General features: G+C 61.6%; 38 protein-coding genes and 1 pseudogene. 38 read left to right on the top strand and 1 reads right to left on the bottom strand.

The genetic code is table 11. From position 1 onward, the window contains the following. The 34 genes and pseudogenes from tuf to rpsI form a co-directional block, all read left to right on the top strand. Positions 1 to 142, top strand: a pseudogene (gene tuf, locus ACFMO3_RS06045) (elongation factor Tu); the annotation flags it as partial. A 53-nt stretch (positions 143 to 195) separates the two neighbouring features. Further along, the gene (gene rpsJ, locus ACFMO3_RS06040; protein ID WP_088571967.1) at positions 196 to 504 is read left to right on the top strand and encodes a 30S ribosomal protein S10; all 309 of its coding nucleotides are present in this window, start codon (positions 196 to 198) and stop codon (positions 502 to 504) included. Positions 505 to 569: 65 nt separating this feature from the next. Then, positions 570 to 1,211, top strand: a complete 642-nt coding sequence (gene rplC / locus ACFMO3_RS06035) for a 50S ribosomal protein L3 (RefSeq protein ID WP_376789523.1) — start codon at positions 570 to 572, stop codon at positions 1,209 to 1,211. An 80-nt stretch (positions 1,212 to 1,291) separates the two neighbouring features. After that, on the top strand, positions 1,292 to 1,969 hold the full coding sequence (gene rplD, locus ACFMO3_RS06030; RefSeq protein WP_376789522.1) for a 50S ribosomal protein L4: 678 nt from the start codon (positions 1,292 to 1,294) through the stop codon (positions 1,967 to 1,969). Positions 1,970 to 1,997: 28 nt separating this feature from the next. Then, the gene (gene rplW / locus ACFMO3_RS06025; RefSeq protein WP_376789521.1) at positions 1,998 to 2,306 is read left to right on the top strand and encodes a 50S ribosomal protein L23; all 309 of its coding nucleotides are present in this window, start codon (positions 1,998 to 2,000) and stop codon (positions 2,304 to 2,306) included. Positions 2,307 to 2,415: 109 nt separating this feature from the next. Next, positions 2,416 to 3,252: a 50S ribosomal protein L2 gene (gene rplB / locus ACFMO3_RS06020; RefSeq protein ID WP_376789520.1), complete on the top strand. Its 837-nt coding sequence runs from the start codon at positions 2,416 to 2,418 to the stop codon at positions 3,250 to 3,252. 27 nt (positions 3,253 to 3,279) lie between these two features. Then, complete coding sequence (rpsS, locus tag ACFMO3_RS06015) at positions 3,280 to 3,561, top strand: 30S ribosomal protein S19 (protein WP_376789519.1); 282 nt, start codon at positions 3,280 to 3,282, stop codon at positions 3,559 to 3,561. Positions 3,562 to 3,641: 80 nt separating this feature from the next. Further along, complete coding sequence (rplV, locus tag ACFMO3_RS06010) at positions 3,642 to 3,992, top strand: 50S ribosomal protein L22 (RefSeq protein ID WP_376789518.1); 351 nt, start codon at positions 3,642 to 3,644, stop codon at positions 3,990 to 3,992. Between the two features lie 51 nt (positions 3,993 to 4,043). Then, positions 4,044 to 4,736 carry a 30S ribosomal protein S3 gene (rpsC, locus tag ACFMO3_RS06005; protein ID WP_376789517.1) on the top strand — a complete coding sequence of 231 codons (693 nt, stop codon included), beginning with the start codon at positions 4,044 to 4,046 and terminating at the stop codon, positions 4,734 to 4,736. Between the two features lie 3 nt (positions 4,737 to 4,739). Then, complete coding sequence (rplP, locus tag ACFMO3_RS06000; protein WP_376789516.1) at positions 4,740 to 5,162, top strand: 50S ribosomal protein L16; 423 nt, start codon at positions 4,740 to 4,742, stop codon at positions 5,160 to 5,162. A 117-nt stretch (positions 5,163 to 5,279) separates the two neighbouring features. Further along, on the top strand, positions 5,280 to 5,492 hold the full coding sequence (gene rpmC / locus ACFMO3_RS05995) for a 50S ribosomal protein L29 (protein WP_376789515.1): 213 nt from the start codon (positions 5,280 to 5,282) through the stop codon (positions 5,490 to 5,492). Next, positions 5,489 to 5,794 (top strand): 30S ribosomal protein S17, encoded by a 306-nt coding sequence (gene rpsQ / locus ACFMO3_RS05990; protein ID WP_322799941.1) that lies wholly within the window; start codon positions 5,489 to 5,491, stop codon positions 5,792 to 5,794. The genes rpmC and rpsQ overlap by 4 nt, the downstream gene beginning before the upstream one ends. A 95-nt stretch (positions 5,795 to 5,889) precedes the next feature. Beyond that, positions 5,890 to 6,258, top strand: a complete 369-nt coding sequence (gene rplN / locus ACFMO3_RS05985; protein ID WP_322799942.1) for a 50S ribosomal protein L14 — start codon at positions 5,890 to 5,892, stop codon at positions 6,256 to 6,258. A gap of 108 nt (positions 6,259 to 6,366) precedes the next feature. Next, positions 6,367 to 6,690, top strand: coding sequence for a 50S ribosomal protein L24 (gene rplX / locus ACFMO3_RS05980; protein WP_376789514.1), 324 nt, complete (start codon positions 6,367 to 6,369; stop codon positions 6,688 to 6,690). A 92-nt stretch (positions 6,691 to 6,782) separates the two neighbouring features. Then, on the top strand, positions 6,783 to 7,349 hold the full coding sequence (rplE, locus tag ACFMO3_RS05975; protein WP_376789513.1) for a 50S ribosomal protein L5: 567 nt from the start codon (positions 6,783 to 6,785) through the stop codon (positions 7,347 to 7,349). Positions 7,350 to 7,396: 47 nt separating this feature from the next. Continuing rightward, positions 7,397 to 7,564, top strand: a complete 168-nt coding sequence (locus tag ACFMO3_RS05970) for a type Z 30S ribosomal protein S14 (protein ID WP_376789529.1) — start codon at positions 7,397 to 7,399, stop codon at positions 7,562 to 7,564. A 77-nt stretch (positions 7,565 to 7,641) separates the two neighbouring features. After that, entirely contained in the window at positions 7,642 to 8,052 is a 411-nt protein-coding gene (gene rpsH, locus ACFMO3_RS05965; RefSeq protein ID WP_376789512.1) for a 30S ribosomal protein S8, read from the top strand. A 12-nt stretch (positions 8,053 to 8,064) separates the two neighbouring features. Next, positions 8,065 to 8,634: a 50S ribosomal protein L6 gene (rplF, locus tag ACFMO3_RS05960; protein ID WP_376789511.1), complete on the top strand. Its 570-nt coding sequence runs from the start codon at positions 8,065 to 8,067 to the stop codon at positions 8,632 to 8,634. 205 nt (positions 8,635 to 8,839) lie between these two features. Next, the gene (gene rplR, locus ACFMO3_RS05955; RefSeq protein WP_376789510.1) at positions 8,840 to 9,208 is read left to right on the top strand and encodes a 50S ribosomal protein L18; all 369 of its coding nucleotides are present in this window, start codon (positions 8,840 to 8,842) and stop codon (positions 9,206 to 9,208) included. A 54-nt stretch (positions 9,209 to 9,262) separates the two neighbouring features. After that, entirely contained in the window at positions 9,263 to 9,793 is a 531-nt protein-coding gene (gene rpsE, locus ACFMO3_RS05950) for a 30S ribosomal protein S5 (protein ID WP_376789509.1), read from the top strand. Positions 9,794 to 9,797: 4 nt separating this feature from the next. Then, positions 9,798 to 9,992: a 50S ribosomal protein L30 gene (gene rpmD, locus ACFMO3_RS05945; protein WP_376789528.1), complete on the top strand. Its 195-nt coding sequence runs from the start codon at positions 9,798 to 9,800 to the stop codon at positions 9,990 to 9,992. Then, complete coding sequence (gene rplO, locus ACFMO3_RS05940) at positions 9,979 to 10,437, top strand: 50S ribosomal protein L15 (protein WP_376789508.1); 459 nt, start codon at positions 9,979 to 9,981, stop codon at positions 10,435 to 10,437. Before rpmD ends, rplO begins: the two co-directional genes overlap by 14 nt. A 172-nt stretch (positions 10,438 to 10,609) precedes the next feature. Continuing rightward, on the top strand, positions 10,610 to 11,914 hold the full coding sequence (gene secY / locus ACFMO3_RS05935; RefSeq protein ID WP_376789507.1) for a preprotein translocase subunit SecY: 1,305 nt from the start codon (positions 10,610 to 10,612) through the stop codon (positions 11,912 to 11,914). A 37-nt stretch (positions 11,915 to 11,951) separates the two neighbouring features. After that, entirely contained in the window at positions 11,952 to 12,614 is a 663-nt protein-coding gene (locus tag ACFMO3_RS05930; RefSeq protein ID WP_376789527.1) for an adenylate kinase, read from the top strand. Beyond that, entirely contained in the window at positions 12,611 to 13,447 is an 837-nt protein-coding gene (gene map, locus ACFMO3_RS05925) for a type I methionyl aminopeptidase (protein WP_376789506.1), read from the top strand. The genes ACFMO3_RS05930 and map overlap by 4 nt, the downstream gene beginning before the upstream one ends. A 306-nt stretch (positions 13,448 to 13,753) precedes the next feature. Continuing rightward, on the top strand, positions 13,754 to 13,867 hold the full coding sequence (gene rpmJ, locus ACFMO3_RS05920) for a 50S ribosomal protein L36 (RefSeq protein ID WP_088571991.1): 114 nt from the start codon (positions 13,754 to 13,756) through the stop codon (positions 13,865 to 13,867). A gap of 39 nt (positions 13,868 to 13,906) precedes the next feature. Next, entirely contained in the window at positions 13,907 to 14,296 is a 390-nt protein-coding gene (gene rpsM, locus ACFMO3_RS05915) for a 30S ribosomal protein S13 (protein ID WP_322799954.1), read from the top strand. A 119-nt stretch (positions 14,297 to 14,415) separates the two neighbouring features. After that, complete coding sequence (rpsK, locus tag ACFMO3_RS05910) at positions 14,416 to 14,802, top strand: 30S ribosomal protein S11 (RefSeq protein WP_322799955.1); 387 nt, start codon at positions 14,416 to 14,418, stop codon at positions 14,800 to 14,802. A 77-nt stretch (positions 14,803 to 14,879) separates the two neighbouring features. Then, the gene (gene rpsD / locus ACFMO3_RS05905; RefSeq protein ID WP_376789505.1) at positions 14,880 to 15,518 is read left to right on the top strand and encodes a 30S ribosomal protein S4; all 639 of its coding nucleotides are present in this window, start codon (positions 14,880 to 14,882) and stop codon (positions 15,516 to 15,518) included. Positions 15,519 to 15,659: 141 nt separating this feature from the next. After that, on the top strand, positions 15,660 to 16,640 hold the full coding sequence (locus ACFMO3_RS05900) for a DNA-directed RNA polymerase subunit alpha (protein WP_376789504.1): 981 nt from the start codon (positions 15,660 to 15,662) through the stop codon (positions 16,638 to 16,640). Between the two features lie 2 nt (positions 16,641 to 16,642). Beyond that, a complete protein-coding gene (gene rplQ / locus ACFMO3_RS05895) occupies positions 16,643 to 17,017 on the top strand; it encodes a 50S ribosomal protein L17 (RefSeq protein ID WP_376789503.1) in 375 nt (124 codons plus the stop codon). Positions 17,018 to 17,158: 141 nt separating this feature from the next. Beyond that, positions 17,159 to 17,959 carry a tRNA pseudouridine(38-40) synthase TruA gene (gene truA, locus ACFMO3_RS05890; RefSeq protein WP_376789502.1) on the top strand — a complete coding sequence of 267 codons (801 nt, stop codon included), beginning with the start codon at positions 17,159 to 17,161 and terminating at the stop codon, positions 17,957 to 17,959. Positions 17,960 to 17,999: 40 nt separating this feature from the next. Next, positions 18,000 to 18,428 (top strand): 50S ribosomal protein L13, encoded by a 429-nt coding sequence (gene rplM / locus ACFMO3_RS05885; protein WP_376789501.1) that lies wholly within the window; start codon positions 18,000 to 18,002, stop codon positions 18,426 to 18,428. Between the two features lie 138 nt (positions 18,429 to 18,566). Then, on the top strand, positions 18,567 to 19,001 hold the full coding sequence (gene rpsI, locus ACFMO3_RS05880) for a 30S ribosomal protein S9 (RefSeq protein WP_376789500.1): 435 nt from the start codon (positions 18,567 to 18,569) through the stop codon (positions 18,999 to 19,001). Between the two features lie 90 nt (positions 19,002 to 19,091). Here rpsI and ACFMO3_RS05875 read toward each other — a convergent pair whose 3' ends face one another. Continuing rightward, positions 19,092 to 19,943, bottom strand: coding sequence for a nitrilase-related carbon-nitrogen hydrolase (locus ACFMO3_RS05875; RefSeq protein ID WP_376789499.1), 852 nt, complete (start codon positions 19,941 to 19,943; stop codon positions 19,092 to 19,094). 168 nt (positions 19,944 to 20,111) lie between these two features. Here ACFMO3_RS05875 and ACFMO3_RS05870 point away from each other — a divergent pair, with 168 nt between their 5' ends. From ACFMO3_RS05870 to ACFMO3_RS05855, 4 genes are all read left to right on the top strand, one after another. Then, entirely contained in the window at positions 20,112 to 21,287 is a 1,176-nt protein-coding gene (locus tag ACFMO3_RS05870; RefSeq protein WP_376789498.1) for an extracellular solute-binding protein, read from the top strand. A gap of 58 nt (positions 21,288 to 21,345) precedes the next feature. Continuing rightward, positions 21,346 to 22,158 (top strand): inositol monophosphatase family protein, encoded by an 813-nt coding sequence (locus tag ACFMO3_RS05865; protein WP_376789497.1) that lies wholly within the window; start codon positions 21,346 to 21,348, stop codon positions 22,156 to 22,158. Between the two features lie 324 nt (positions 22,159 to 22,482). Beyond that, positions 22,483 to 22,704 (top strand): cold shock domain-containing protein, encoded by a 222-nt coding sequence (locus tag ACFMO3_RS05860; RefSeq protein ID WP_322799965.1) that lies wholly within the window; start codon positions 22,483 to 22,485, stop codon positions 22,702 to 22,704. 261 nt (positions 22,705 to 22,965) lie between these two features. Next, positions 22,966 to 24,153 (top strand): ABC transporter permease, encoded by a 1,188-nt coding sequence (locus tag ACFMO3_RS05855; protein WP_376789496.1) that lies wholly within the window; start codon positions 22,966 to 22,968, stop codon positions 24,151 to 24,153. The last annotated feature ends 153 nt before the right edge of the window (positions 24,154 to 24,306 follow it).

Raw genomic sequence — 24,306 nt, 5'->3', positions numbered from 1 at the left:
GGAGATGGTGATGCCGGGGGACAATGTGAACCTGCGGGTGCGGCTGATCGCGCCGGTGGCCATTGAGGAAGGGTTGCGGTTCGCCATCCGGGAAGGCGGCCTGACCGTCGGCGCCGGCGTCGTCACCAAAATCCTGGATTAGATGAGGGTTTCGGATCCCCAGCTTCATGATCCCAGATACTTGTGGTGAGGCCTATGGCCAAGCAGCGATTGCGCATCCGTCTGAAGGCATACGATCACCGGATCCTGGACGAATCCGCTCGCCGGATTGTGGAGGTGGCGGAACGCACCGGCGCGCGGGTTATCGGCCCGATCCCGCTTCCGACGAAACGGGAACGGTTCACCGTGATCCGCTCGCCGTTTATCGATAAGGATTCTCAGGAACATTTCGAGATCCGCACTCACAAACGGTTGATCGATGTCCTCGATCCGGATCCGAAAACCATCGATCAACTGATGCGCCTGAACCTTCCAGCAGGCGTGGATATCGAAATTAAGATCTGATGAGTGGATGGATCTGGGGGATGATGGGCCGGGATAGGCGACCAGTCCCCACGGGAGGCTAACCGATGAAAGGTTTGTTGGCGCGCAAAATCGGAATGACTCAGATGTTTAATGAGCAAGGCGAAGTGATCCCGGTGACGGTTCTCCGGGCCGGACCCTGCTATGTGACGCAGCTCCGGACGCTGGAGCGGGATGGTTATGCTGCCATCCAGCTGGGCTTTGAGGAAACCAAGCCCCGACGGCTAACCCAGGGCGAACGGGGGCATCTGCTCAAGCGGAATCTCCCCCCACTGCGGGTGTTGCGGGAGATCCGCCTCCCTGGCCCAGAGGCCCTGGCCTCTTATCAGGAAGGTCAGGTGTTGACGGTCTCGATCTTCTCACCCGGGGAACGGGTGGATGTGACCGGCTGGTCGAAAGGACGCGGCTTTGCCGGAGGCATCAAGCGCCATGGTTTCGCCCGACAGGCGAAAACCCACGGCCAGTCTGATCGCCATCGCGCCCCCGGATCGATCGGGACCAACACCGATCCCGGTCGAGTGGTGAAAGGAAAGCGGATGGCGGGCCATTATGGAAATGAGCGGGTGACAGTCCGCAATCTCCAGGTCGTCTGGGTGGATCCAGAGCGCCATCTGATCGCCCTCAAGGGCGCTGTCCCAGGTCCCCGGGGCGGGCTGGTGATTATTCGCCAGGCCAAACGGCCGTATTGAGGGGCGCTTTCGCCATGGGCAGGCTACGGAGACGGCCTGTCCGCGAAGGTGGTTGGGGATACGTTTCAGGAGGCGTTGCGATGCGCGTGCCGGTCTGGAATATGGAAGGACAGCAGGTGGGGGAGATGGAGCTGCGACCGGAAGTGTTCGAGGCCCCCATTCATATTCCGTTGATGCATCAGGCGCTGGTCCGGCAGTTGGCCAACGCTCGTCTGGGGACCCACAAAACGAAGACCCGGGGGGAGGTGCATTACAGCAGCCGTAAGATGTGGCCCCAGAAGCACACCGGGCGGGCTCGCCAGGGCAGCCGGGATGCACCGCACTGGTATCACGGTGGAATCGTGTTCGGGCCGCGGCCGCGCAGTTATGAGCAGAAGATGCCCAAGAAAATGCGCCGTGCCGCTTTGCGCTCCGCCCTCTCCGTGAAGGCAAAGGAAGGTCAGATCCTGGTACTGGATCGCCTGGAGCTGCCGGAGCCGCGGACCCGGCTCATGAAAGAGATCCTGGGGCGGCTGCCCGTCGGCAAAAGCGCTCTGATCCTGCTCGCTGGACCGAACGAGAACGTGAAGCGGGCAGTGCGTAACTTGCCCAATGTGGCTTATCTCCATGCCATGTGCCTGAATATCCGGGATCTTTTCAAGTATGAGACTCTGATTATTCCGCGGGATGCGCTGGCCATGATTGAGGACTGGCTGACGCGTCCGGTGATCCGTAAGAAATTCGCGCGGCCTCCAGCGGAGGCCGCATCGGCGGCTTGATCGAGAGCCCTGAGCGGGGGACGGGAAAATGGACCTGTATGAAGTGATCAAACGGCCGGTGATCACGGAGAAGACGACCCGGCTCAAGGAGATGAATCAATACGTGTTTGAGGTGGATCCGCGGGCGAACCGTCACCAGATTCGGGAGGCCGTAGAGAAGATCTTTAACGTCCGTGTTCTGGATGTGCGGATTATCAACGTCCCGGCCAAGCGACGACGAGATTGGCGGGTGCGGATTCTCAGCAACAAGCCCAAGCAGGTGGTTCGCCGCCCGGGCTGGAAGAAGGCGATCGTTCAAATTGCCCCGGGCCAGCGGATCGATCTCTTCGAGGTCTAAGCGCCCGTAATCCCGGTCGAAGGCCTGTCGAGCAGGGCGGGGAAGGCCGGGGCGCCGGCTCCCGTCGGTCGGTTCGGCGAGGAGGGATCCCAGCAGTGGAGGAGGACCCATGGGGATCAAGGTCTACAAGCCGACAACGCCCGGTCGCCGCAATGCGACCGGTTATACCTTTGAGGAAATCACCAGGGATGAGCCGGAGAAATCCTTGGTTGTTCCTTTGAAAAAGCACGCCGGGCGAAACTTTCAGGGCCGGATCACGGTTCGCCATCGGGGAGGTGGCCACAAGCGGCTTTATCGCATCATCGACTTCAAGCGTCGGGACAAGGAAGGCATTCCGGCGAAGGTGATCAGCATCGAATATGATCCCAACCGCACGGCCCGCATCGCGCTGTTGCAATATGCGGATGGGGAAAAGCGTTACATCCTGGCGCCCCTGGGCCTGCAGGTTGGGGATATCGTGATGAGCGGACCGCAGGCGGAGATCAAGGTGGGCAACGCCATGCCGTTGGCCAACATCCCGGTGGGGACCCTAGTGCATAACGTGGAGCTGTATCCCGGGCATGGCGGTCAGATCGCCCGGGCGGCAGGCGCGGTCGCGCAGTTGCTGGGGAAAGAGGAAGGATATGCCATCCTGCGCCTGCCCTCCGGGGAGATCCGGAAGGTCCGTCTGGAGTGCTATGCGACCATCGGCCAGGTGGGGAACCTGGAGCACGCGAATATCCGGCTCGGCAAGGCCGGCCGTAAGCGGTGGCTGGGCATCCGCCCCACGGTGCGCGGCTCGGCAATGTCGCCGCGGGATCATCCGCACGGCGGCGGCGAGGGCCGGGCGCCCATCGGCCTGCCCTATCCGAAGACGCCCTGGGGTAAGCACGCGCTGGGCAAGAAGACACGGCGCAACAAGGCCACCGATAAATACATCATCCAGCGCCGCCAGAAGAAGAAGTGAAAGGAACCCTGAAGGGGGTGATCGAGTATGGGGCGTTCGCTGAAGAAGGGCCCGTATTGTGATCCTAAGCTGCTGAAGAGGATCGAGGAGCTGAATCGTCGAGGAGAGAAGCGGGTCATCCGCACCTGGTCCCGCGCCTCGGTGATCTTCCCGCAGATGGTAGGGCATACCATTGCTGTCCACGACGGGCGGCGCCACGTGCCCATTTACATTACGGAGCAGATGGTCGGGCACCGTCTGGGGGAATTCGCTCCCACACGGACCTATCGCGGTCACACAGTTAAGGAAAAGAAAACGGGAGTCCGGTGACTGGGGAAGGGGGCTTCCCGCCTCTCGGATTCGGGCACCGCTGGGTCAGCCCGGGGAATAACTTTTGAGATCGATGGGGGATGGCAATGGCGAATCGGGTTCGGGCAGTAGCCCGCTATATCCGGATATCGCCGTATAAGGCGCGTCTGGTCTGTCATCTGGTGAAGGGGATGCGGGCCGAGGACGCGTTGAGCGTGTTGCGTTTTACCCCTAAGAAAGCGGCCCGCTATGTCGAGAAGCTGATCCGCTCGGCGATGGCCAACGCGGAGAACAACTACGGCCTCTCGCCCGCGGATCTCTATGTGGTGGATATCCGAGCGGACGACGGGCCCCGATACAAGCGGATTCGTTTCGCCGCTCGGGGCCGGGTCCGTCCGATCCTGAAGCGGACCACCCACCTTACGGTGGTTCTGGAAGAGCGGATGGGCTGAGCCTGCTGTGTGGATGGAGAGGCTGTACCCATTGCGCGCGAGGAGGCGACCTTGGGCCGTAAAGTTCATCCGATCGGTTTCCGCCTGGGCATCACCAAAAACTGGCTGGCCCGCTGGTATGCGGAGGGCCGGGAATATGTGGAGCTGCTCCATGAGGACCTGAAGATCCGACAGTTCGTGAAGGAGCAGCTTAAAGAAGCGGGGATCGCTCGAATTGAGATCGAACGGTTTCCCAAGCAAGTTAATTTGTATATTCACGCGGCCCGGCCGGGCATCGTGATCGGCCGTCGGGGCTTGGGGATCAAGCAGCTGCGCCAGGCTGTTGAGGAGATGACCGGGAAGAAGGCCCGTGTGGAGATCGTGGAGGTCCCTAAACCTGAGCTCGAGGCGGCCATTGTGGCTGAGAGCATCGCCCAGCAGATCGAGAAGCGGGTCAGCCATGCCCGGGCGATGAAGCGGGCGATCCAGCAGGCCATGCGGGCCGGGGCGAAAGGGATCCGGATCACGGTCTCGGGCCGTCTGGGGGGGGCGGAGATGGCCCGCACGGAGACGCTGATGGAGGGCCGGGTCCCTCGCCATATGCTGCGGGCGGATATCGATTATGCCCTGGCGGAAGCGATCACCAAGTGGGGGAAGATCGGCGTCAAGGTCTGGATCTACCGTGGGGATACGGAGCCCGGCGCCTACGTGCAGCAGACCGCGGAGATGGTCGCCCGGGTGACATCGGCGCAGCGGGGAGGTTAAGCGATGTTGATGCCGAAGCGGGTCAAATACCGCAAGCAGATGCGGGGACGGATGAAAGGCCGGGAGACGCGGGGAGTTGAGCTAGCTTTCGGGGAATATGGTCTCCAGGCCCTGGAGCCGTGCTGGTTGACCGCCCGTCAGATCGAGGCCGCCCGCCGCACCATCGTCCGGTTTCTCCGCCAGCGTGGCAAATATTGGATCCGGGTCTTCCCGGATAAGCCGGTCACTCGCAAACCGGCCGAGACCCGGATGGGGAAAGGCAAGGGGAACGTGGATCACTGGGTGGCTGTAGTCCGGCCCGGCCGCATCCTCTTTGAGATCGGTGGGGTGAGCGCTGATATCGCCCACGAGGCATTGCGGCAGGCTTCTTATAAATTGCCGATTCGCACCCAGATCATCACGGCCGAGGAACAGCAGATCGGATAGCCTGGGGAGGGCTCCCAGCGTTGGCCTTTGCTGAAGAGACCGGCCCGACGAGGTCTTCCCCCCACATGATGTGCCCGATGGGCTCTTGGTCGTCAGACATCCGGCAGGGAGGGAACTGTGGCCCTTCGTCCTGAGGAAATCCGTAACTGGTCCGATGAGGAGCTTCGAAATCGGCTGGAGCAGATCCGCCGGGAGTTGTTTAACCTGCGGATCCAGTGGGTGATGGGCCAGCTCAAGGATGTTAACCGGATCCGCGCTTTGCGGAAGGATATCGCTCGCATGTTAACCATCATGCGGGAGCGGGAGCTGGCCCGGGGAGGTGGGCGATGAAAGATCGGCGCAAACGCTTTATTGGGCGAGTGACCAGTGACAAGATGGATAAGACTGTGGTGGTGACGGTGGAGGAACTGGTGCGCCATCCGCTTTATGGGAAGGTGATCCGCCGTCGCCGTAAGTTCATGGCCCACAACGAGGGGAACATGGCCCGTATGGGGGACTTGGTGCAGATCGTGGAGTCCCGCCCGTTGAGCCGTCGCAAGCGCTGGATCGTGGAGGCGATTCTGGAACGGGCTCAGAAGCCGGTGGAGCCTGTGCCGGAGCAATTGCCCGGTGAGGAGATCATGGCCGAGTAGGGATCGATCGACTCCTGGGAAGAGGTTCCGTCAGACTGCGAAAGAAGTCTGACCCCGGGTGAGCGAGCAGGGGAGGCATCACAGGAGGCGTATCCATGGTTCAGCAGGAGACCCGTCTCAAGGTGGCAGACAACACCGGCGCTCGGGAGATCCTGGTTATCCGTGTGCTGGGGGGCTCTTATCGCCGCTACGGCTATGTCGGGGATGTGGTGGTGGCCACCGTCAAAGATGCGATCCCGACCGCCACGGTGAAGAAGGGCGAGATTGTGCGCGCGGTGATCGTCCGGACGGCGAAGGAATATCGTCGTCCGGATGGGTCGACCATTCGCTTTGATGATAACGCTGCGGTGATCCTGGATGAATTCGGCAATCCAAAGGGAACGCGGATCTTTGGCCCGGTCGCCCGAGAGCTTCGGGATAAGGGCTTCACCAAGATCATTTCCCTGGCTCCGGAGGTGCTGTGAGCGCGGCAAAGAGGGGACGGCGCGCGGGGAGAGGAGGAAGAATCCCGGACAGGGGGATCAGTGGCGTTCATGAAGCGTTGCGATCCATAGATCGGGGGAAGAAGGGCTATGGCAGCTAAGGTCAAGCGAGGGGATCGGGTTCTGGTGATCGCGGGAGATGACCGGGGCGCCCAGGGGGAGGTCCTGCGGGTGCTCCGGAAGGAAAACCGGGTGGTGGTCTCTGGGGTCAACCTTGTTAAGAAGCATCAGCGCCCACGCCCTACCGGACGTGGGCAGGTGGGCGGCATTATGGAATTCGAGGCCCCCATCCATATTTCCAATGTGATGCTGATTTGCCCGAAATGCAATCAGCCCACGCGTGTGGGATTCGCGATAGAGCCTGACGGACGTAAGCTCCGTCAGTGCAAGAGGTGTCAAGCGACCTTTGTTTAATTGGGATGTGCAGGCCGGCCCATCCCCGGCTTGTGGGGATTGCTCCAGTCCCCATCTTTCTCCATTTGGTGAGATCAGGGGAGGCGATCAGGATGGCGGAGACAACCACCAAAGGGGTTCCGCGTTTGAAACAGCGTTACCTGGTGGAGGTCCGGCCGGCCCTTATGCGGGAGTTCGGCTATCGCAACGTCATGGAGGTCCCCCGGGTCTGGAAGGTGGTGGTGAATGTGGGGGTTGGGGAAGCCGTCACCAACCCCAAGGCCCTGGATTATGCGGTCCAGAACATCGCCACTATCACGGGCCAGAAGCCGCTGATCACCAAGGCCCGTAAATCCATTGCGGCCTTCAAATTGCGGGCCGGTCGCCCCATCGGGGTTAAGGTGACCCTGCGGGGGGATCGGATGTGGGCCTTCCTGGACCGGTTGTTCAACGTGGCTCTTCCGCGCATCCGGGATTTCCGGGGGGTCTCGCCTGATTCCTTCGACGGCCGGGGGAATTACACGCTGGGGCTGCGGGAACAGTTGGTCTGGCCGGAGATCGATTACAGTCAGGTGGATAAGGTTCGGGGGATGGAGATCACGATTGTGACCACGGCGAAAACCGATGCGGAGGCGCGGCGGCTGCTGGAGCTGCTCGGCATGCCGTTCCGCAAAGGTTAAAAACCACGGACGTCGGACCCAGGGAGGAGGACGTGGCCCGAAAGTGCATGATGTATCGGGAGATGCGGCGGAAATACAGGGTGCGGGTGCGGAACCGGTGTCGTCGGTGCGGCCGGCCCCGTGCATATATCCGACGGTTTGCGCTGTGCCGGATCTGCTTTCGGGAGCTGGCCCTCCAGGGGCTGATCCCCGGCGTTCGCAAGGCCAGCTGGTAACCTTTCGGCCATGCCGGATTCTGCGGGGGAAGGGTGCTGGGTGCCCGATGAGGAATATCCGGACAGGAGTGAAAACGATGAGCGCTGTGACGGATCCGATTGCCGACATGCTCACCCGGATTCGAAATGCTTCTATGGTAGGGCACAGCCGGGTGGCCATCCCCAGTTCCAAGATTAAAGTGGCCATTGCCCGGGTGCTCAAAGAGGAGGGTTACATTGAAGATTTCGAGGTGACAAATGATCAGCCACAGCCGAAGCTGGTCATTAAATTGAAATACATCGGTGAGCGCCGTTTCCGAAAGCCGGCGATCTCGGGTCTGAAGCGGGTGAGCAAACCGGGCCGTCGGGTGTATGTCGGCAAGGAGGATATCCCCCTGGTGATGAGCGGGATGGGGATTGCGATCCTCTCCACCCCAAAGGGCATTCTGACGGATAAACAGGCTCGCCGTCTGGGCGTCGGCGGCGAGGTCATCTGTTATGTCTGGTAAGGGGAGGGAACCGTGTCGCGTGTGGGCAAGAAACCGATCCCGATCCCACCCGGGGTCCAAGTGCGGATCGAAGGCTCAACGGTGACGGTGAGCGGGCCAAGGGGAACCCTGACTCAGACTTTCCATCCGTCCATGCAGATCGCCATGGAGGACGGCCATCTGGTCGTGCGACGGCCATCGGATGATCGAAAGCATAAGGCCCTCCATGGCCTGACCCGAGCCTTGCTGGCGAACATGGTAACCGGGGTGACCCAGGGGTTCCAGCAGCATCTGCGCATTGAGGGCGTGGGCTATCGAGCGGAGCCCATGGGGAAGGCCATCGTGCTGTATTTGGGGTATTCCCATCCGATTATTGTGGAACCCCCGGAGGGGATCACCTTTGAAGTCAACACGCGAGATCGGATCATCACCGTCTCGGGGATCGATAAACAGCTGGTGGGCCAGGTGGCGGCCAAGATCCGGGCCCTGCGCCCCCCGGAGCCTTACAAGGGCAAAGGGATCCGCTATACCTACTGGAAAGGCGATCATTGGGAGGACGAGCCCATCCGGCGCAAGGCGGGAAAGGCCGGCAAGGCCAAGTGATTCGAAAGGGGAGGGCCTTGAACCCATCCAGCATAGCCCTGCGGATGAAATACGGGGCGCTGGGGTGAGACCGATGGGATAGGGAGCGGGTTTCCTCTCTGGGGATCTTCGTTGTCCTTGAATCTCCGAAAACCCTCAGGGGGGAGGAAGCGATGGAAATCCTCGGGCTCAGGGATAGAATCCTGGCCCTCAGGAGGGATAGTCGATGAGCTGGGAACATCCACGGGATGAAGGGCGTCAGCGACGGCATCGGCGGGTTCGAAAAAAGGTTTTCGGCACTCCGGAGCGACCTCGGCTTTCGGTCTTCCGGAGCCTGAAACACATTTACGCCCAGATCATTGATGACACCCGGGGAGTCACCCTGGCAGCGGCCTCCACGCTCGATCCTGAGCTTCGGGAGCAGCTGGATGGCCTGACTAAGACGGAGAAGGCCCGTCTGGTGGGTCGCCTGATCGCTCAGCGGGCTCTGGCGAAAGGGATCCGTAAGGTCGTGTTCGATCGGGGCGGCTATAAATACCACGGCCGGGTAAAGGCCCTGGCCGATGCGGCCCGCGAGGCCGGGTTGGAGTTCTAAGCAGCCCTGATTCATCCGGGATGGAGTAAAAGGAGCTCACAAGGCGAGGTGGCAATGGCGGAGATCCGGGAAGTTCCCATCGTGGAATACGAAGAGCGCATCGTGGATATCGCCCGTGTGGCGAAGGTCCATAAGGGCGGCCGATCCTTCTCTTTCCGGGTGGTCGCCGTGGTCGGCGATCGCAACGGACGGGTGGGGGTGGGGATCGGCAAGGCCCGGGCGGTTCCGGAGGCGATGCGGAAGGCCACGGAGCGCGCCCGACGGAACATGAAACAGGTAGCCTTGCTGGGAACGACGATTCCCCATCCGGTCGTGGTGAAGTTCGGGGCCACGCGGCTGGTTCTGAAGCCCGCCTCACCGGGGACCGGCGTCATCGCCGCCGGGGGGGTTCGAGCGGTTCTGGAGGCCGCCGGAATCCGGGATGTGCTGACCAAGATCCTGGGAAGCACGAATCCGGTCAATGTGGTTTATGCCACCATGAAGGGGCTGGAGATGTTGCGCTCCCCTGAGGAGATCGCCAAGATCCGAGGGAAGCCCGTTGAAGACGTTATGCCACCATGGAGCCGGAAGCGCTATGAAGGGTGAGGGGATTCGACAGCTTCGGATCACGTTGGTGAAAAGTCCCATCGGGTATTCCCGGCGTCAGCGCCATACGCTGCGCACGCTGGGCCTGCGCCATTTAAACGATGTGGCGGAGTGGCCGGATACGCCGATTGTCCGTGGGATGATTCAAAAGGTCAGCCATCTGGTTCATGTGGAGGAGGTAGAGCGTGAAGCTTCATGAATTGAAGCCGGCGCCGGGCTCGAAGAAAGAGCGCAAGCGGGTGGGCCGCGGGCTCGGTTCGGGTCACGGGACCTACGCGGGGCGGGGTCGGAAAGGGCAGAAATCCCGTTCCGGTGATCGGAAGATGCCCCCGTATTTTGAGGGCGGGCGCACTCCCCTGGTCCGGCGTCTCCCTAAGGCGCGGGGGGAGGGCTTCACGCTGGTGGAGAAGGTCCGGTATCAGCCTGTCCATGTGGGGCAGCTGAATCGTTTTCCTCCCCATAGCGAGATCACTCCCCTGATCCTGGCACAAGCAGGCCTGCTGCGGGATCCAGAGGAGCCGGTGGTGATCCTGGGGGATGGGGAGCTGGACCGCCCGCTCCTCGTTCGGGCTCACCGCTTTTCGGCATCCGCCCGGGCGAAAATCGAGGCCGCCGGCGGCCAGGCAGTGGTGATCCCTCATTGAGGACCATGATGGATCTGGGGGATTGTCTTTCCCCTCGGTCGGTCTACGAGAAGGCGAAGGGGAGGGATGAGGCTCTCTCCATCGGTGCATCGGGGGTGGATCGCTTCAGTGGCCGCATGAAGGGCCATGGCATCAGATCGTTGGGGCGGCTGGGAGCTTCTAAGGAGGGCTCATGCTGGACGCGTTGCGAAACGCATGGCATCTACCGGATCTGCGGCGCAAGATCCTTTACACGCTGCTGATCCTGGTCATCTACCGCCTGGCTGCGCATATCCCGGTGCCCGGAGTGGATCGAGCGGCGCTGCAGCAATTGCTTCAGGGCACCACCGCTGCCGGGCAGCTTTACATCATCCTGGACCTGCTCTCGGGTGGTGCTATTGCCAACTTCTCTATCATGGCGATGGGAGTTTATCCCTATGTAACGGCTTCGATTATCCTTCAGCTTCTGGTTCCCATCGTCCCACAGCTGGAACGGCTGGTGAAGGAAGGGGGATCGGAGGGCCGGCGCAAGCTGGAGCAATACACCTATTTCCTCACGGTCCCCCTGGCCGCCCTCTACGCGATCGGCCAGGCTAATCTGCTCAGTGCCCCGGGGCGGGCGGTGCTGCCCAATTTCGGCTTCGCCCCTCATCAGCTGTTGCCGACCCTGACGGTGATCCTGACCATGACCGCGGGCACGATGTTCGCCATCTGGTTGGGTCAGTTGATCACCGAGCAGGGGATTGGCAATGGGCTTTCACTGATTATCTTTGGCGGGATCGTGGCGCGGGCCCCATACAACCTCGCCCAGATCTGGACAAGCAATGGCCTGATGGGCATTCTGGTGTTCCTGACCCTCACCGTGATCACGGTGGCCGCGATTGTCTTCATCCAGGAAGGACAGCGGCGGATCCCCGTCCAGTATGGCCGTCGAGTTCGGGGTCACCGCATCTATGGGGGCGGCAACACGTATATCCCCCTCCGAGTGAACATGGCTGGGATGATCCCTCTCATCCTCGCTCAATCGGTGCTGGCGTTCCCAGCCATCATCGCGCAATTCTTCCAGTATTCCAGCAATGCGATCGTCGCAAGTATCGCCAACACCATCGTCAGCGTTTTCTCTGGGTTCCATGACGCCTACTGGCCCATGTATTTCGTTACTGTTGTTGCCTTTACTTACTTTTACACGGATGTGATGTTGCAGCAGATGAACCTGGCGGATACCCTGCAGAAGCAGGGGGGATTTATCCCGGGCATCCGGCCTGGGAAGGCCACCGAGCAGTATATCAACCGGATCTCCCGGCGCATCACCCTGGTGGGAGCGCTGTTCCTGGGGATCCTGGCCATTCTGCCCTGGCCGGTGCGTTCGGTGCTTCAGACCAATGTGCTGCTTTTCAGCAGCGCCGCGCTCCTCATCGTTGTTGGCGTGGTCCTTGATACGATGCGGCAGCTGGAGGCGCAGCTGGTGATGCGCCACTATGAGGGCTTCATCCGATGAGCCGTTTGAGCTTCGATGGAGTCATGGAATGATGCCCTTGGATCTGATCCTACTGGGACCTCCAGGTGCGGGGAAAGGAACACAGGCCAAGATCCTCAGTCAGCGCCTGGGCATCCCTCATGTGGCCAGCGGGGATCTCTTTCGCGATCACCTGCATCGTCAGACCCCCCTGGGCCAGCTGGCCCGTCAGTATATGGATCGAGGGGAGCTGGTGCCGGATGATGTGACTATCAGGATGATTCAGGAGCGATTGGAGCAGGCGGATTGCCGTCACGGAGTGATCCTGGATGGGTTCCCCCGAACGCCTGCTCAGGCTCAGGCGCTCGATGAGCTTCTGGCTGGGATGGGCCGATCCCTCACAGCCGTCCTTTATATCCGGGTGCGTGACGAACTGCTGCTTCGGCGTCTGGCAGGGCGCTGGACCTGTCGGACATGCGGCGCGGTGTATCATGGGGAGTTCAACCCGCCCCGCGTGCCGGGCCGCTGCGATCTGGATGGGGGCCCGCTCTATCAGCGTGAAGATGACACCGAAGAGGTTCAGCGGCGGCGTATCCAAGTTTACCAGGAGCAGACGGCGCCTCTGGTTTCGTTTTATCGGGAGCGGGGCTTGCTGGTGGAAATCGATGGGGAACGGCCCATTCCGGAGGTGACGGAGGAGCTGATCCGGGCGATCGAAGGGCGGAAGGCGGTGGATCCATGAGCCCGCGGGTGATCCCTCGAACAGGTCGAGCGGCGGCCGGGATCCGGCTGAAGACGTGGGCGGAGATCCGGATGATGCGGGAGGCCGGCCGGATTGTGGCGGAGGTTCTAGATGCCATGCGCACCATGGTCCAGCCCGGCGTTGCCACTGCCGAACTGGATCGGTGGGCTGAGGAATACATCCGCCGCCGGGGAGGGATCCCGGCCTTCAAGGGTTACCCCAGCATGAAGGATGAGGGTGGCCCCCCCTACCCGGCTACGCTTTGCACCTCGGTGAATCATGTGCTGGTCCATGGGGTCCCCGGACCCTATCGGCTGAAAGAAGGGGATATCATCAGCATCGATGTAGGGGTCAACTTCCGGGGCTATTACGCGGATGCGGCAATCACCCTTCCTGTTGGCTCCATCCCTCCAGAGGCCCGTCGACTTCTGGAAGTTACAGAAGCGGCCCTGTGGGCGGCGATCGCTCAGGCCCGGCCCGGTCGACGTCTGGGGGATATCCAGTGGGCCATTCAACATACGGTGGAATCTCAGGGATTCCATGTGGCCCGCGAATTCACCAGCCATGGGATCGGGCGAGCCCTCCATGAGCCGCCCTCTTTTGTGAATCGGGGCCATCCCGGTCGGGGTCTCCCCCTGCGACCGGGGATGACGATCGCGATCGAGCCAATGGTCACGATGGGCGATTGGCGGACCTCTATTCTGGAGGATGGATGGACTGTTGTCACCCTGGATGGAAGCCTGGCCGCCCATTTCGAGCATACCATTGCCATTACGGAGGGGGATCCGATCATCCTGACTGCTCTGGAGGAGGATCCCCGTCTGGCCTCGTGAGCTTCGATAAGGTCCGGAAATGAAGGGGGAGGTTCCCGGGGGGTCTGGTGGCCCGCCCTGAAATTCTTCTATGGGGAAGCCTGCTGCGTGGCTTCCTGTTCCATCAGATATGGCCATTGAAAGCCATTGAAAGCCATTGAAAAGCCCGGGGGCTCCGGGTGGAAAGTGGAAGCCTCTCCTTTATTTAGATAAAATAAGGGCTTGCTGATCTCATCGCAGACACTCCGTTGTGGGGAGGGGTCGAGCGGCTCACTGGAGGTCCAGAGCGCCTTCCATAATCCGCGAATTCTATCGTGGGAGGGTGCAATGAAGGTCACACCATCCGTCCGCCGGCGATGTCCGAAATGTAAAATTGTTCGGCGCAAGGGGGTAGTGCGGGTGATCTGTGAAAACCCCAAGCATAAGCAGCGGCAAGGATGATGGAGGGGTGACCAAGCGATCAAGAGGAGGGAGCATTCGATGGCCCGAATTGCCGGCGTGGAATTGCCTCGGGATAAGCGAGTGGAGATCGCCCTCACCTATATCTTTGGAATCGGTCGTTCTCTCGCCAAGAAGATCTTGCAGCAGACGGGGGTGAACCCGGATAAACGGGTGAAGGATTTGACGGAGAGTGAGGTGAACCTCCTGCGGGAGACCATTGAGCGGAACTACAAAGTAGAGGGCGATCTGCGCCGCGAGATCGCGATGAATATCAAGCGGCTGATCGATATCGGGTGCTATCGAGGGTTGCGACATAAGATGAATCTCCCCGTGCGGGGCCAGCGGACCCGAACCAACGCCCGCACCCGTAAGGGTCCGCGGAAGACGGTGCCCGGTCGCGGCCGCAAGCGCGGCGCCAAGAAGAAGTGAAATTATAGAAAGGGTGTCTCGGATGCCCTCCGTAGCCCATGGCCTCGGTCCGGAGGATAGAAGAGGGTATCCGGTTTCATCCTACTACATCATGCGCGATTGCTGGGAGGGAGGCATCTATGGCCCGAGGTTCGAGGGGTGGTCGAAAGGCTCGGAAGAATGTCACCCGAGCTCACGTTTACATCCATGCAACGTTTAACAATACCATCGTCACGGTGACGGATCCCAACGGGGATACCCTCACATGGGCCAGTGGGGGGACCATTGGCTATAAGGGTTCAAAGAAGAGCACTCCCTACGCGGCGCGTCTGGCGGCCGAACAGGCGGCTCGGAAGGCCATGGATATGGGGGTTCGGGAGATCGATGTCTTCATCAACGGCCCGGGCCCCGGGCGCGAGGCGGCGCTGCGCGCGCTACACGCGATGGGGCTGAAGATCCGATCGATCACGGATGTCACGCCCATCCCCCACAACGGATGCAAGCCGCCTTCTAAGCGCCGGGTGTAGAGTGAGTTTACGGCTCAGGAAGCAAACGGTGCGTCCATCTGAACTTCATGGGAGCGAGACCCAGTCGGGAGGAGCGAATGGCACGTTATATCGGACCGGTCTGTCGGTTGTGTCGCCGAGAAGGCGAGAAGCTTTATCTGAAAGGGGAGCGTTGCTTCAGCCCGAAGTGTGCGATTGAACGACGAAATTATCCCCCCGGCCAGCATGGTCGGGAGCTGCAATTCCGCCGAAGTCGGCCTTCAGATTACGGACTTCAGCTTCGGGAGAAGCAGAAGCTGCGGCGGATCTATGGGGTGTTGGAGCGCCAGTTCCGACGCTACTTTGAAATCGCCCAGCGGGCGCGGGGGATGACTGGCGCCCTCCTGCTGATCCTGCTGGAACGCCGTCTGGACAATGTGGTCTATCGTCTGGGGTTCGCCAGTTCACGGGCTCAGGCGCGACAGCTGGTCCGCCATGGTCATTTTGAAGTCAACGGCCGCAAGGTTGATATCCCTTCCTATCAAGTGAAGCCGGGCGATGTCATCCGGGTGCGAGAGAGCAGCCGGGAGAAGGCGTATTTCAAGAACATGATGGAGCGCCTGGAGGGCCATCGCCCGCCGCCCTGGTTGCAGCTGAACCCCCAGGATCTATCCGGCCAGGTGCTGCGTCTTCCGGTGCGGGAGGAAATCGACACACGGGTGCAGGAGCACCTCATTGTGGAGTTCTATTCACGATAACGGGGAGGGATCCGGAACGAGCTCCCCGGATCTTCCTCCCCCATGGCTCCTTCCGCACAGGAGGATGTCCGAGGCTGGACCTATCTCCCGAAGCCACGAGGGGAAGCCCATGTTCCCGTTTGATCGGCAAAGGAGGCTTGAGTGGCGGGCGTAACGTTGGTTCTGCCGAAGGTGGAAGCGGAAATCCTGACCCAGTCCTATGGGCGTTTTGTCATCAGCCCGCTGGAGCCGGGCTATGGGGTGACCATCGGGAACGCCCTCCGGCGGGTGCTGTTGAGCTCGTTGCCGGGTGCAGCGGTGACCAGCATCCGGATTACGGATGTGCCCCATGAATACTCGACGATCCCGGGCGTCCGGGAGGACGTGATCCAGATCATTCTGAACATCAAGCAGCTTCGAATGAAGCTCTACGGGGACGGCCCGGCCCGTCTGCGGCTGGAAGTGGCCGGCGAAGGGGTGGTCACGGCGGCGGATATCCAGTGCCCCCCCGAAGTGGAGATCGTGAATCCGGATCTCTATTTGTTCACTGTGGATGATGATCGAGCCCGTCTGGAGATCGAGATGACCGTCGAGCGTGGGCGGGGGTATTCGCCAGCGGAAGAGCGGGGCCGCCTCCCGATCGGGGAGATCCCGGTGGATGCCATCTTTAGCCCGGTCCGGCGTTGCACGTTTGAGATCGATCGGGCCCGTGTGGGGCAGCGGACCACCTATGACCGGCTGGTGATGGAGATCTGGACGGATGGAACGATGGGGCCGAAAGATGCTTTGATCGAAGCGGCCCGATTGTTGTTGCAGCACTTCTCCCTGATCTCGGAGTTCGTGGGGCCCGAGGAGGTGGAAGCCCCGCCCTCGCCGGCGCGGGAGATGATCCCACCTCAGGCTTACGAGACATCCCTGGAGAGCCTAGAGCTGAGCGCGCGGGTGATCAATCCCCTTCGACGGGCAGGCATCACCACCGTGGGCCAGGTTCTCGAGCTGTTCTATCGGGGGGAGGAGGCGCTGCTTTCTGTTCGCAATTTCGGGGCCAAGTCCTTGGAGGAATTGAAGGAGCGCCTGATCGAGCGGGGCTTTCTGAGGCCTGAGGATCTGCCGCAGCCCGCGGAGGAGACGGAGGAGGCTTAACCATGCGCCATCGAGTTGCCGGGAAGACATTGAGTCGAGATAAAGACCATCGGGAAGCCCTGGCCCGGAATCTGGCGACTCAGCTCTTTCTGCATGGCGCAATTGAAACCACCGAGGCCAAGGCGAAGTTCGTCCAGGCCTATGCGGAGAAATTGATCACTCTGGCTAAGCAGGCGCTGGAGGATCCTTCGAAACAGGTGGCCGCGCGGCGGCTGGCAGCGGCCCGCCTGTATGGCCGCGAGGTGGTCAAAAAGCTTTTCGATGAGATCGCCCCGCGCTATAGGGACCGGAACGGGGGATACACCCGGATTTATAAGCTTGGATTCCGTCGAGGAGACGCGGCACTGGTGGCCCGTCTGGAGCTGGTTCAGGAATAGCCTGGCCTTTTCCGGGTCCTGCCCAGGGGCAATGCGGCTGCTCTCCCCAGAGGGATGGGCGTCATCCCTGTCCGGCGTTGCCGGCGTTGGGGCCGAGCGGGCCTGCTTCTCTTCCAGAAGCCTCCTGCCGTGGGATGCGGAATGCGGATCTGGGCGGCCCTGGCTTATGAAGGCACAAGGTATCGGGGGTTCCAGCGCTTGGCCCCGTCCCATGAGCCGACGATCCAGGGCGTTCTGGAAGCGACCCTCCAGCATCTGGCCGGAGCTCCGATCCAGGTGTGGGGAGCCGGCCGCACGGATGCGGGGGTTCACGCGTTCGGCCAGGTAATCGCCTTTGATATCTCCTGGCGGCATTCCCTGGAGGATCTGCAGCGGGCCCTGAATGCCCTCCTGCCATTCGATATGGTGGTCTGGGCTCTGGGGGAGGCGCCGCCGGATTTCCATCCTCGTCGGGAGGCCCAGAGCCGGATTTATCGCTATCTGATCTACAACGGGCCCCAACGGGATCCTTTTGGGCGCACGCTGGCCTGGCATGTGCCGTCGCCCTTGGATGTCGCGGCGATGCGTCAGGCCGCCGCCCTTTGGGTGGGGCGTCATGACTTCGGGGCGTTTGGCCGCCCCCCCAGCGGTCAGAATACGGTGCGGGAGGTCCGAAGGGCCACCGTCGCCGTCGACGGGGAGTGGGTGGCGTTTGAGATCGAGGCGGATGCGTTTCTTTATCGTATGGTTCGCATTATGGTGGCGGTACTGGTCACCATCGGCCGGGGGGAGCGACCCCCGGAAGCGGCGGCCGCCTACCTGAGGCGACCGGATGCCTATCCAGCCCATGCGCCGGCTCCGCCGTATGGCCTCTATTTTGTGGGCGCGCACTATGAGCGGATTTCGGTTCCGCCGCCACCCAAGTTCCTGCCCGATCGCCTTCGAGGCTTTCAGGACCTATAGAGCTCTGTTCATCTCAGCCTGGTGCAGGAGGGAAAGCGCCGTGAAAACTTATGTCACCAAGCCAGCCGATATCCGGGCGGAATGGTGGATCGTGGATGCAACTAACCAGAATCTCGGTCGGTTGGCCAGCCGGATCGCCCAAATCCTTCGCGGGAAGCATAAGCCGTATTTTGACCCTTCGCAGGATTGCGGGGACTATGTGATCGTGATCAATGCTGCCAAGGTGGCGGTTCATCCCCGCCATCTGGAGCAGAAGGTGTATTACCGTCACAGCGGATATCCGGGGGGATTGCGGGAAATTCCCATGCGCCGGATGTTGCAGACCCACCCCGAGCGGGTGATTCAGAGGGCGGTGTGGGGGATGCTGCCGAAGAACCGTCTGGGGCGGCGCATGCTGAAGAAGCTAAAGGTCTACCCTGGGCCGGAGCATCCGCATCAGGCCCAGCAGCCCAAACCGCTTCCCTTGTGAATGTGTTCCGTTCGCTCAAGCCGGGCTTACGCCGTTTCGCTTCGATCGGTGAGGGGGAACAGCCCTTCTCTCTTCTCGGAGCTCCGCAACGTAAGCCTGCTTCCCTTGTTCACTTGATCAAGAGGGAGAGGAGCGCCTATGGCCGCTGTTGTGGAAGGGCTCACTTTTGAGGTTTTCAAAGGCCGTCCTTATGTCGAGGGCGTGGGTCGACGCAAGCGGGCCGTCGCCCGGGTTCGCCTATATACGGGTGGAAGGGGAGTTTTTATTGTGAATAACAAGCCAGTGCAGGACTACTTTGTCCGCGAGCAGGATCTTCATCACCTGCTCCAGCCGCTCCGTCTGGCCGGTCTGGAAGGGAAGCTGGATGTCACTGTGAAAGTGGAAGGGGGCGGCCTTACGGGCCAGGCCGGCGCGATTCGCCTGGGGCTGGCCCGTGCGCTGCTTCTGGTGGATCCGGGTTTGCGCCCCCTGTTCAAACAGCATGGCATGCTAACTCGTGACCCGCGGGAGAAAGAGCGCAAGAAGCCCGGGCTCCGGCGCGCGCGCAAGGCGCCTCAGTCGCCCAAGCGTTGAACACCCCGCTTTCCTTAGGGGCCAGATGGGCCTACCCGAGACGGCCCATCTGGCCCCGACGGTGTTTCTCCACCTGAGGACTATCCGGCTCTAAAGGCTCAGAATCCGCTGGAGCTCCCGAAGGACCAGGGTGGGTCGTTCGTCTCGCAAAAGGGGCAATCGAATACGGGTCCGGCGGATTTGATCGAGGTCGATGGAGGCTAGGATCAGGGCTTCGTCGAAATAAGGGCCTTGCACCACCAGATCCCCGCTCGGATCGAAAATGGTCGATCCCCCCCAGAAGTTCTGTCCATCCTCAAATCCGGCGCGGTTCACATGGATGACGAAAACGGTGAAAAGGCTTGCATAGGCCTGATTGACCAGTTCGACCCACTTTGTGCTTCCGAACTTCCCCGGAATTCCCAACCCGCGTCCTGGGCTCGCTGAGGTGAATATCAACACCTCCGCCCCATCCAGCCAGAGAAGGTAAGGCGGGCTGATATGCCAGAAATCCTCGCAGATCAACAAGCCGAAGCGTCCGAAGCGGGTATCGAAAGCTCGAACCTGATCCCCAGGGGCCATATCCCGGCCCTCATCGAACATTCCATAAGTTGGAAGATAAATTTTGCGATGGCGATGGATTATCTGTCCCCCGGCCAGATAAGCGCCCGTCGTATAGTAGCGTCCCCGCTCATCCATCTCCACGAACCCGACGACCAGGTCGGCCCACCGGCTCGCTTCCAGCAGGGGCTGGAGAATAGGATGGTTCGGTTCAGGACGTATGGCCACTTCATATGTGAGATCCTGGAGTACATATCCGGTGAGGGAAAGCTCAGGGAACACAATCAGCTCGGCGCCTCGCGTTACGGCGTCCTCAATGACCTCCAGATGTTTGTGGAGGTTGGTCTGCAGATCACCCAGCCGTGGATAGATCTGAGCCAGACCGATTTTCATGGCCTTCATTTGGAGACCTCCACCCCGGCCGTTTTGTGAAATAATAACCTGGGGTGGAGGTCTACCGCCAGAGGTGGTCTTAGCGCAGGCATCTACCGGCTCAAGGGTCGGGGAGAAGCATGCGACCCTCTTTGCCAGCCCAATGAACGAAACCCTGGATGGGGAGAGGTCCCGGCCATGCAATCTTCCGGGCGATGGGCTTGGGTTCTGGTTCTGGGAGTGGCGGCCTGCACAGCGCTGACGAGGCCTCCGAGGTTGCTTGTCCTGTGGCATGCCCTGGACCCGGAGCGGGGTGTTGCCCTGGCCCGGCTCACAGAGGCCTATATGGCGGAGCATCCTAACATCGCAATTTATATCGAGGCATTCCCCACGATCCGAGAGCTGCTCAACCGGCTGCAGCGGCCATCGGAGCGAGGGCCGGACCTGGTTCTGATCCCGGCGGAGGGAGTGCCGGAGCTGTGGGAGGCCGGGCGGTTGGTTCCTCTTCGCCGCTGGCTGGAGGATCCGCTGCATGGGCTATCGGCGGAGGAGCGGGAGGATCTGCTGGCTCCGGTGACCCCCGGCTCCATGCCATTCCTGCGGGATGGGCTCATCATGTATGCGGATGAGGATCGATTGCTGGAATCTGGTTTTGAGCAACTTCCGACGGATTGGGAAGGCATTCGTCAGGTGTGCATGCGGGGAGCGCTGGATCTGGATGGGGATGGGCGTCCGGATACTGCGGGCTGGATCGCCCCGCGGGATGCGCATGTGCTCCAGGGATGGCTGGCCCAGCGGTCTGTAGCGGACCTGAAGGGATGGGTGGAGGATGTGGCCTTCATGCTGAGGGCGGGGTGCGGCCGCATAATGGATCCCCCATCCGCGTTACAGGCTTTTCGGGAAGGCGAGACCGTGATCCTGTTCGGCCCTACGCGCTGGCTTCCTATCCTGGAACGGGAGGCCGAAGCCGGGCGGTTAAGGTTCCGGCTGGCACTGGCTCCCCTGCCTGGCCCATCCGGGCAGGGGAGGGGGATCCTACCTGGATGGGGATGGGATCTGGCGATCACCGCTCGGGATCCGGAGCAGCAAACGGCGGCGTGGTGGTTCCTGCGCTGGGCTGTGGGGGTAGAGGCGCAGACCCGTTGGGCCCAGGATGCACAATCGATCCCCATTCGCCGCGCAGCTGCCATGCGATTGCGCCAGCTAACGGGCGCGGAGGTCCAGCGGCGTATGCTGCTCAGCTGGGTGCTCCAGGGATACTGGGAGGAACCGGCAGCGGGGCAAAGCGCTTTGAATCGCTTCGATGAGGCGATCAATCTACTGGAAGGCGGAGCCGATGTTTCGGTCATCCTGGACCGATTGCTGCGTCCATAAGGGGGGAACGCTCGGACATCTCTACGGCCACCCGATCTCTCTTTAAAGGAGGGAAACGGTGGGTTCCTCTGGCGCTCATCTCGAAGTCTGGCTGCTCGCGGCCATTGAGGCCGTGCTGGCTGGCGGAGCGGTCCTTCGCGCCTGCTGGCCGATGTCCCGCCAGGTGCACGAGAAAGGGTTTCGGGATTGGGTGACCTCCGCGGATCTGGCGGCCCAGGAGGCGATCTTGGCGGTCATCCGACGCCATGGTCCGGAACATCGGATCCTGGCGGAGGAGGGAGATCACGGGCCAGCGGGCGTGGATATCGCAGATCTCATGGGGGAAGGGCCTGTCTGGGTTGTTGACCCCTTAGATGGGACCACTAACTTTGCCCGACGGTTTCCATGCTTTTCGGTATCGGTCGGGCTGCTGGTGGATGGCGAGCCCGTGGTCGGGGCCATCTACGATCCGCTGAAGGATATGTTGTTCACGGGGGCGCGAGGACGCGGCGCTTTCCTGAATGGAAAGCCGATTCGAGTGAGCGAGACGGAGCGGTTAGAGCAGGCGCTGATCGGGCTGGATTGGGGACACCAGAATGAGACTCGAGAGCGAATCTTGGGATGGCTCGGCCGGCTGGCGATGCGCTGCCAAACCGTTCGCGCCATCGGATCCGCAGCCCTGGGGATGGCCTATGTGGCGGCCGGATGGCTCGATTTCTATTTTCACTTTGCGCTGCAACCATGGGATGTGGCCGCCGCTGCAGTGATCATTCGCGAGGCAGGGGGGACCATTTATCAACCGGATGGCGCGCCGTGGTCCTTCCGAAGCTCCGCTGCCGTGGTGAGCAATGGGCGGCTGGAGCGCGCGGTCTGGGCTGCGCTGGGGATGTAAAGCGGGGTTTCAGCACGGGAGCGAAGACCGGAGGGGGGTCGGATGTTCCCGGGGTGTGGCCGGCACCGTCGAGCTTCTATTTGGGAGACAGGAGCCCAGGGATTTGACAGATCCGCATTTCTCTGCTAAATTAAAAAGTGTGGTGAGCGCACGCGTGAAGGGAAGTCGAAGGCTGGACCGCCGGTCGGCTGAGACGCCCCGGCGGTTCTTTGTTGCTCTGGAATCGGCCCCACGCCGTCCTCCAGGCGATCGCCAGACCCCTTCTCTCTCAACAGAAGCCCTGCTCAAGCTTCACCCTCAAAATTTTTTCAAGGAGTTCGTCCGATGTCTGAAGCGCGCATGAAAGGGACCGTTCGCTGGTTCAACCGCACCAAGGGTTACGGGTTCATCCGGCCTGATCACGGGGAGAAGGACATCTTCGTCCACTACTCCGGGATCGCAGGGGATGGTTTCCGGAACCTGGAGGAAGGGGACCGGGTGGAATTCAGCGTCCGGCAGACCGCGAAGGGGCCACAGGCTTACGATGTGATCCGCACATCCGCCTAACGGATCCTTCGTTCATCCGAACAAAGGCCCTGCCCAAAGGCAGGGCCTTTGTTGTTTGAAGCGGGGTCGGGGGCCGAAGGGACGCCTTCGCTTCGCTTGTCGGATGGCTTCTATAGCACATAAAATCGAATCGTGCCCCTCCTTCCTGCATCGCCGTGTTGCGGGAGGAAGTGCGAGGAACGAGAGGAGGGGCAAGGGCTTCATACCGCGTGTCTCTCCCTGGGGACCAAGATCCGTTGGATTTAGTAAGGAGGCCGAAAGGTGGAACGGAATGCCCGGGGGATTCTACAGGTTTGGGGAGGGCGACTGGACAGGATGACTCTTTTCCTGCGCCAGTCCGTCCAGGGGGGCGCGCTGTGGGTTCCGGTCCTGGCCGTCTTCACGGCGCTGGGGATCGGGGGCATCGTGGTCGCTCTGGCCACCGGTCAGCCGCGCCTGGCCCTCTTGGCCTACCAGGGGCTCTGGGAAGGCGCCTTCGGATCTCCGAAAGCTCTCAGCGAGACCCTCGTCCAGATGACACCTTATGTCTTCGCTGGTCTAGGCATCGCCCTGGCGTTCCATGGGGGCCTTTTCAACATTGGCGCGGAAGGGCAGCTGGCCCTGGGCGCGATCGCGGCCGCATGGATCGGTTATGCCCTGCCACCTCTGGTGGGTGGGACCATCCCACTCTTCCTGCATATGCCTCTGGCCATCTTAGGCGGGGCGCTGGCTGGCGCCCTGTGGGCAGCGATCCCGGGCTGGCTGAAGGCGCGCACCGGCGGGCACGAGGTGATCAACACGATTATGATGAACTACATTGCGCTTCTCACTGCCAGCTACCTTCTGAACGGGCCCATGCGGGATCCCAGCCCGACCAACGTGGTGGCGCGGACGCCCCGGATCGCCGAGACCGCTCGGCTCCCCCGGCTGTTTGCGGACCCGGATCTCCGCCTCCATGCCGGTTTCCTGATCGCTCTCGGGATGGCCCTGCTGGTGGCCTGGCTCCTCTGGCGGACCACGCTGGGATTTGAGATCCGGACGGTGGGGTTGAATCCCCACGCTGCCCGCTATGCCGGCATCCCGATCGTCCGGATCACGGTGCTCACAATGGCCATGAGCGGCTTTCTGGCCGGGATGGCTGGCGCGGTGCAGGTGACCGGGCTCAATTACCGTCACGAGCTGAGTTTCAATCTGGGGTACGGCTTCGATGCCATCGCTGTCGCGCTGCTGGGCAAGGTTCACCCCCTCGGGGTGGTGCTGGCGGCTTTCCTCTTCGGCGCACTGCGCAACGGGGCCAGCCGCATGCAGTTTCTCACCCAGGTTCCAGTGGATCTGATCTCGGTGATCCAGGCGCTGATTTTGATGTTTGTGGCGGCGGAAGCGATCATCCGCGCCCTCTACCGGCCGCTCTTCCGCGGGGCCGTCGAGGCGGAACAGATGGTGCTGACCCGCGGGTGGGGAGAGCTGTGAGGATGAAAAGACGGCGATGCGTTATCCTAACCCCTTTTTCTTTCCGTGTGTCGGAACGCCGTCCGGCATTGCTGGAAGAGGGGGCCCCGAAAGCCCCATGAGGGGATCGGTGGCGCGACCTCTGTTCATGGAGGCAGGGTAGGCGGCCTGTTT

The organism is Thermoflexus sp., from assembly GCF_042408815.1.
Taxonomy (GTDB): domain Bacteria; phylum Chloroflexota; class Anaerolineae; order Thermoflexales; family Thermoflexaceae; genus Thermoflexus.
The sequence above is the reverse complement of the archived record's forward strand: the minus strand, read 5'-3'. Positions and strand labels throughout refer to the sequence as shown.

Excerpts from the sequence above, each read along its gene's own strand:
- rpsJ (WP_088571967.1), top strand. The coding sequence starts at position 196 with ATGGCCAAGCAGCGATTGCGCATCCGTCTGAAGGCATACGATCACCGG.
- rplC (WP_376789523.1), top strand. The coding sequence starts at position 570 with ATGAAAGGTTTGTTGGCGCGCAAAATCGGAATGACTCAGATGTTTAAT.
- rplD (WP_376789522.1), top strand. The coding sequence starts at position 1,292 with ATGCGCGTGCCGGTCTGGAATATGGAAGGACAGCAGGTGGGGGAGATG.
- rplW (WP_376789521.1), top strand. The coding sequence starts at position 1,998 with ATGGACCTGTATGAAGTGATCAAACGGCCGGTGATCACGGAGAAGACG.
- rplB (WP_376789520.1), top strand. The coding sequence starts at position 2,416 with ATGGGGATCAAGGTCTACAAGCCGACAACGCCCGGTCGCCGCAATGCG.
- rpsS (WP_376789519.1), top strand. The coding sequence starts at position 3,280 with ATGGGGCGTTCGCTGAAGAAGGGCCCGTATTGTGATCCTAAGCTGCTG.
- rplV (WP_376789518.1), top strand. The coding sequence starts at position 3,642 with ATGGCAATGGCGAATCGGGTTCGGGCAGTAGCCCGCTATATCCGGATA.
- rplP (WP_376789516.1), top strand. The coding sequence starts at position 4,740 with ATGTTGATGCCGAAGCGGGTCAAATACCGCAAGCAGATGCGGGGACGG.
- rpsQ (WP_322799941.1), top strand. The coding sequence starts at position 5,489 with ATGAAAGATCGGCGCAAACGCTTTATTGGGCGAGTGACCAGTGACAAG.
- rplN (WP_322799942.1), top strand. The coding sequence starts at position 5,890 with ATGGTTCAGCAGGAGACCCGTCTCAAGGTGGCAGACAACACCGGCGCT.
- rplX (WP_376789514.1), top strand. The coding sequence starts at position 6,367 with ATGGCAGCTAAGGTCAAGCGAGGGGATCGGGTTCTGGTGATCGCGGGA.
- rplE (WP_376789513.1), top strand. The coding sequence starts at position 6,783 with ATGGCGGAGACAACCACCAAAGGGGTTCCGCGTTTGAAACAGCGTTAC.
- ACFMO3_RS05970 (WP_376789529.1), top strand. The coding sequence starts at position 7,397 with ATGATGTATCGGGAGATGCGGCGGAAATACAGGGTGCGGGTGCGGAAC.
- rpsH (WP_376789512.1), top strand. The coding sequence starts at position 7,642 with ATGAGCGCTGTGACGGATCCGATTGCCGACATGCTCACCCGGATTCGA.
- rplR (WP_376789510.1), top strand. The coding sequence starts at position 8,840 with ATGAGCTGGGAACATCCACGGGATGAAGGGCGTCAGCGACGGCATCGG.
- rpsE (WP_376789509.1), top strand. The coding sequence starts at position 9,263 with ATGGCGGAGATCCGGGAAGTTCCCATCGTGGAATACGAAGAGCGCATC.
- secY (WP_376789507.1), top strand. The coding sequence starts at position 10,610 with ATGCTGGACGCGTTGCGAAACGCATGGCATCTACCGGATCTGCGGCGC.
- map (WP_376789506.1), top strand. The coding sequence starts at position 12,611 with ATGAGCCCGCGGGTGATCCCTCGAACAGGTCGAGCGGCGGCCGGGATC.
- rpmJ (WP_088571991.1), top strand. The coding sequence starts at position 13,754 with ATGAAGGTCACACCATCCGTCCGCCGGCGATGTCCGAAATGTAAAATT.
- rpsM (WP_322799954.1), top strand. The coding sequence starts at position 13,907 with ATGGCCCGAATTGCCGGCGTGGAATTGCCTCGGGATAAGCGAGTGGAG.
- rpsK (WP_322799955.1), top strand. The coding sequence starts at position 14,416 with ATGGCCCGAGGTTCGAGGGGTGGTCGAAAGGCTCGGAAGAATGTCACC.
- rpsD (WP_376789505.1), top strand. The coding sequence starts at position 14,880 with ATGGCACGTTATATCGGACCGGTCTGTCGGTTGTGTCGCCGAGAAGGC.
- rplQ (WP_376789503.1), top strand. The coding sequence starts at position 16,643 with ATGCGCCATCGAGTTGCCGGGAAGACATTGAGTCGAGATAAAGACCAT.
- truA (WP_376789502.1), top strand. The coding sequence starts at position 17,159 with ATGCGGATCTGGGCGGCCCTGGCTTATGAAGGCACAAGGTATCGGGGG.
- rpsI (WP_376789500.1), top strand. The coding sequence starts at position 18,567 with ATGGCCGCTGTTGTGGAAGGGCTCACTTTTGAGGTTTTCAAAGGCCGT.
- ACFMO3_RS05875 (WP_376789499.1), bottom strand. The coding sequence starts at position 19,943 with ATGAAGGCCATGAAAATCGGTCTGGCTCAGATCTATCCACGGCTGGGT.
- ACFMO3_RS05870 (WP_376789498.1), top strand. The coding sequence starts at position 20,112 with ATGCAATCTTCCGGGCGATGGGCTTGGGTTCTGGTTCTGGGAGTGGCG.
- ACFMO3_RS05860 (WP_322799965.1), top strand. The coding sequence starts at position 22,483 with ATGTCTGAAGCGCGCATGAAAGGGACCGTTCGCTGGTTCAACCGCACC.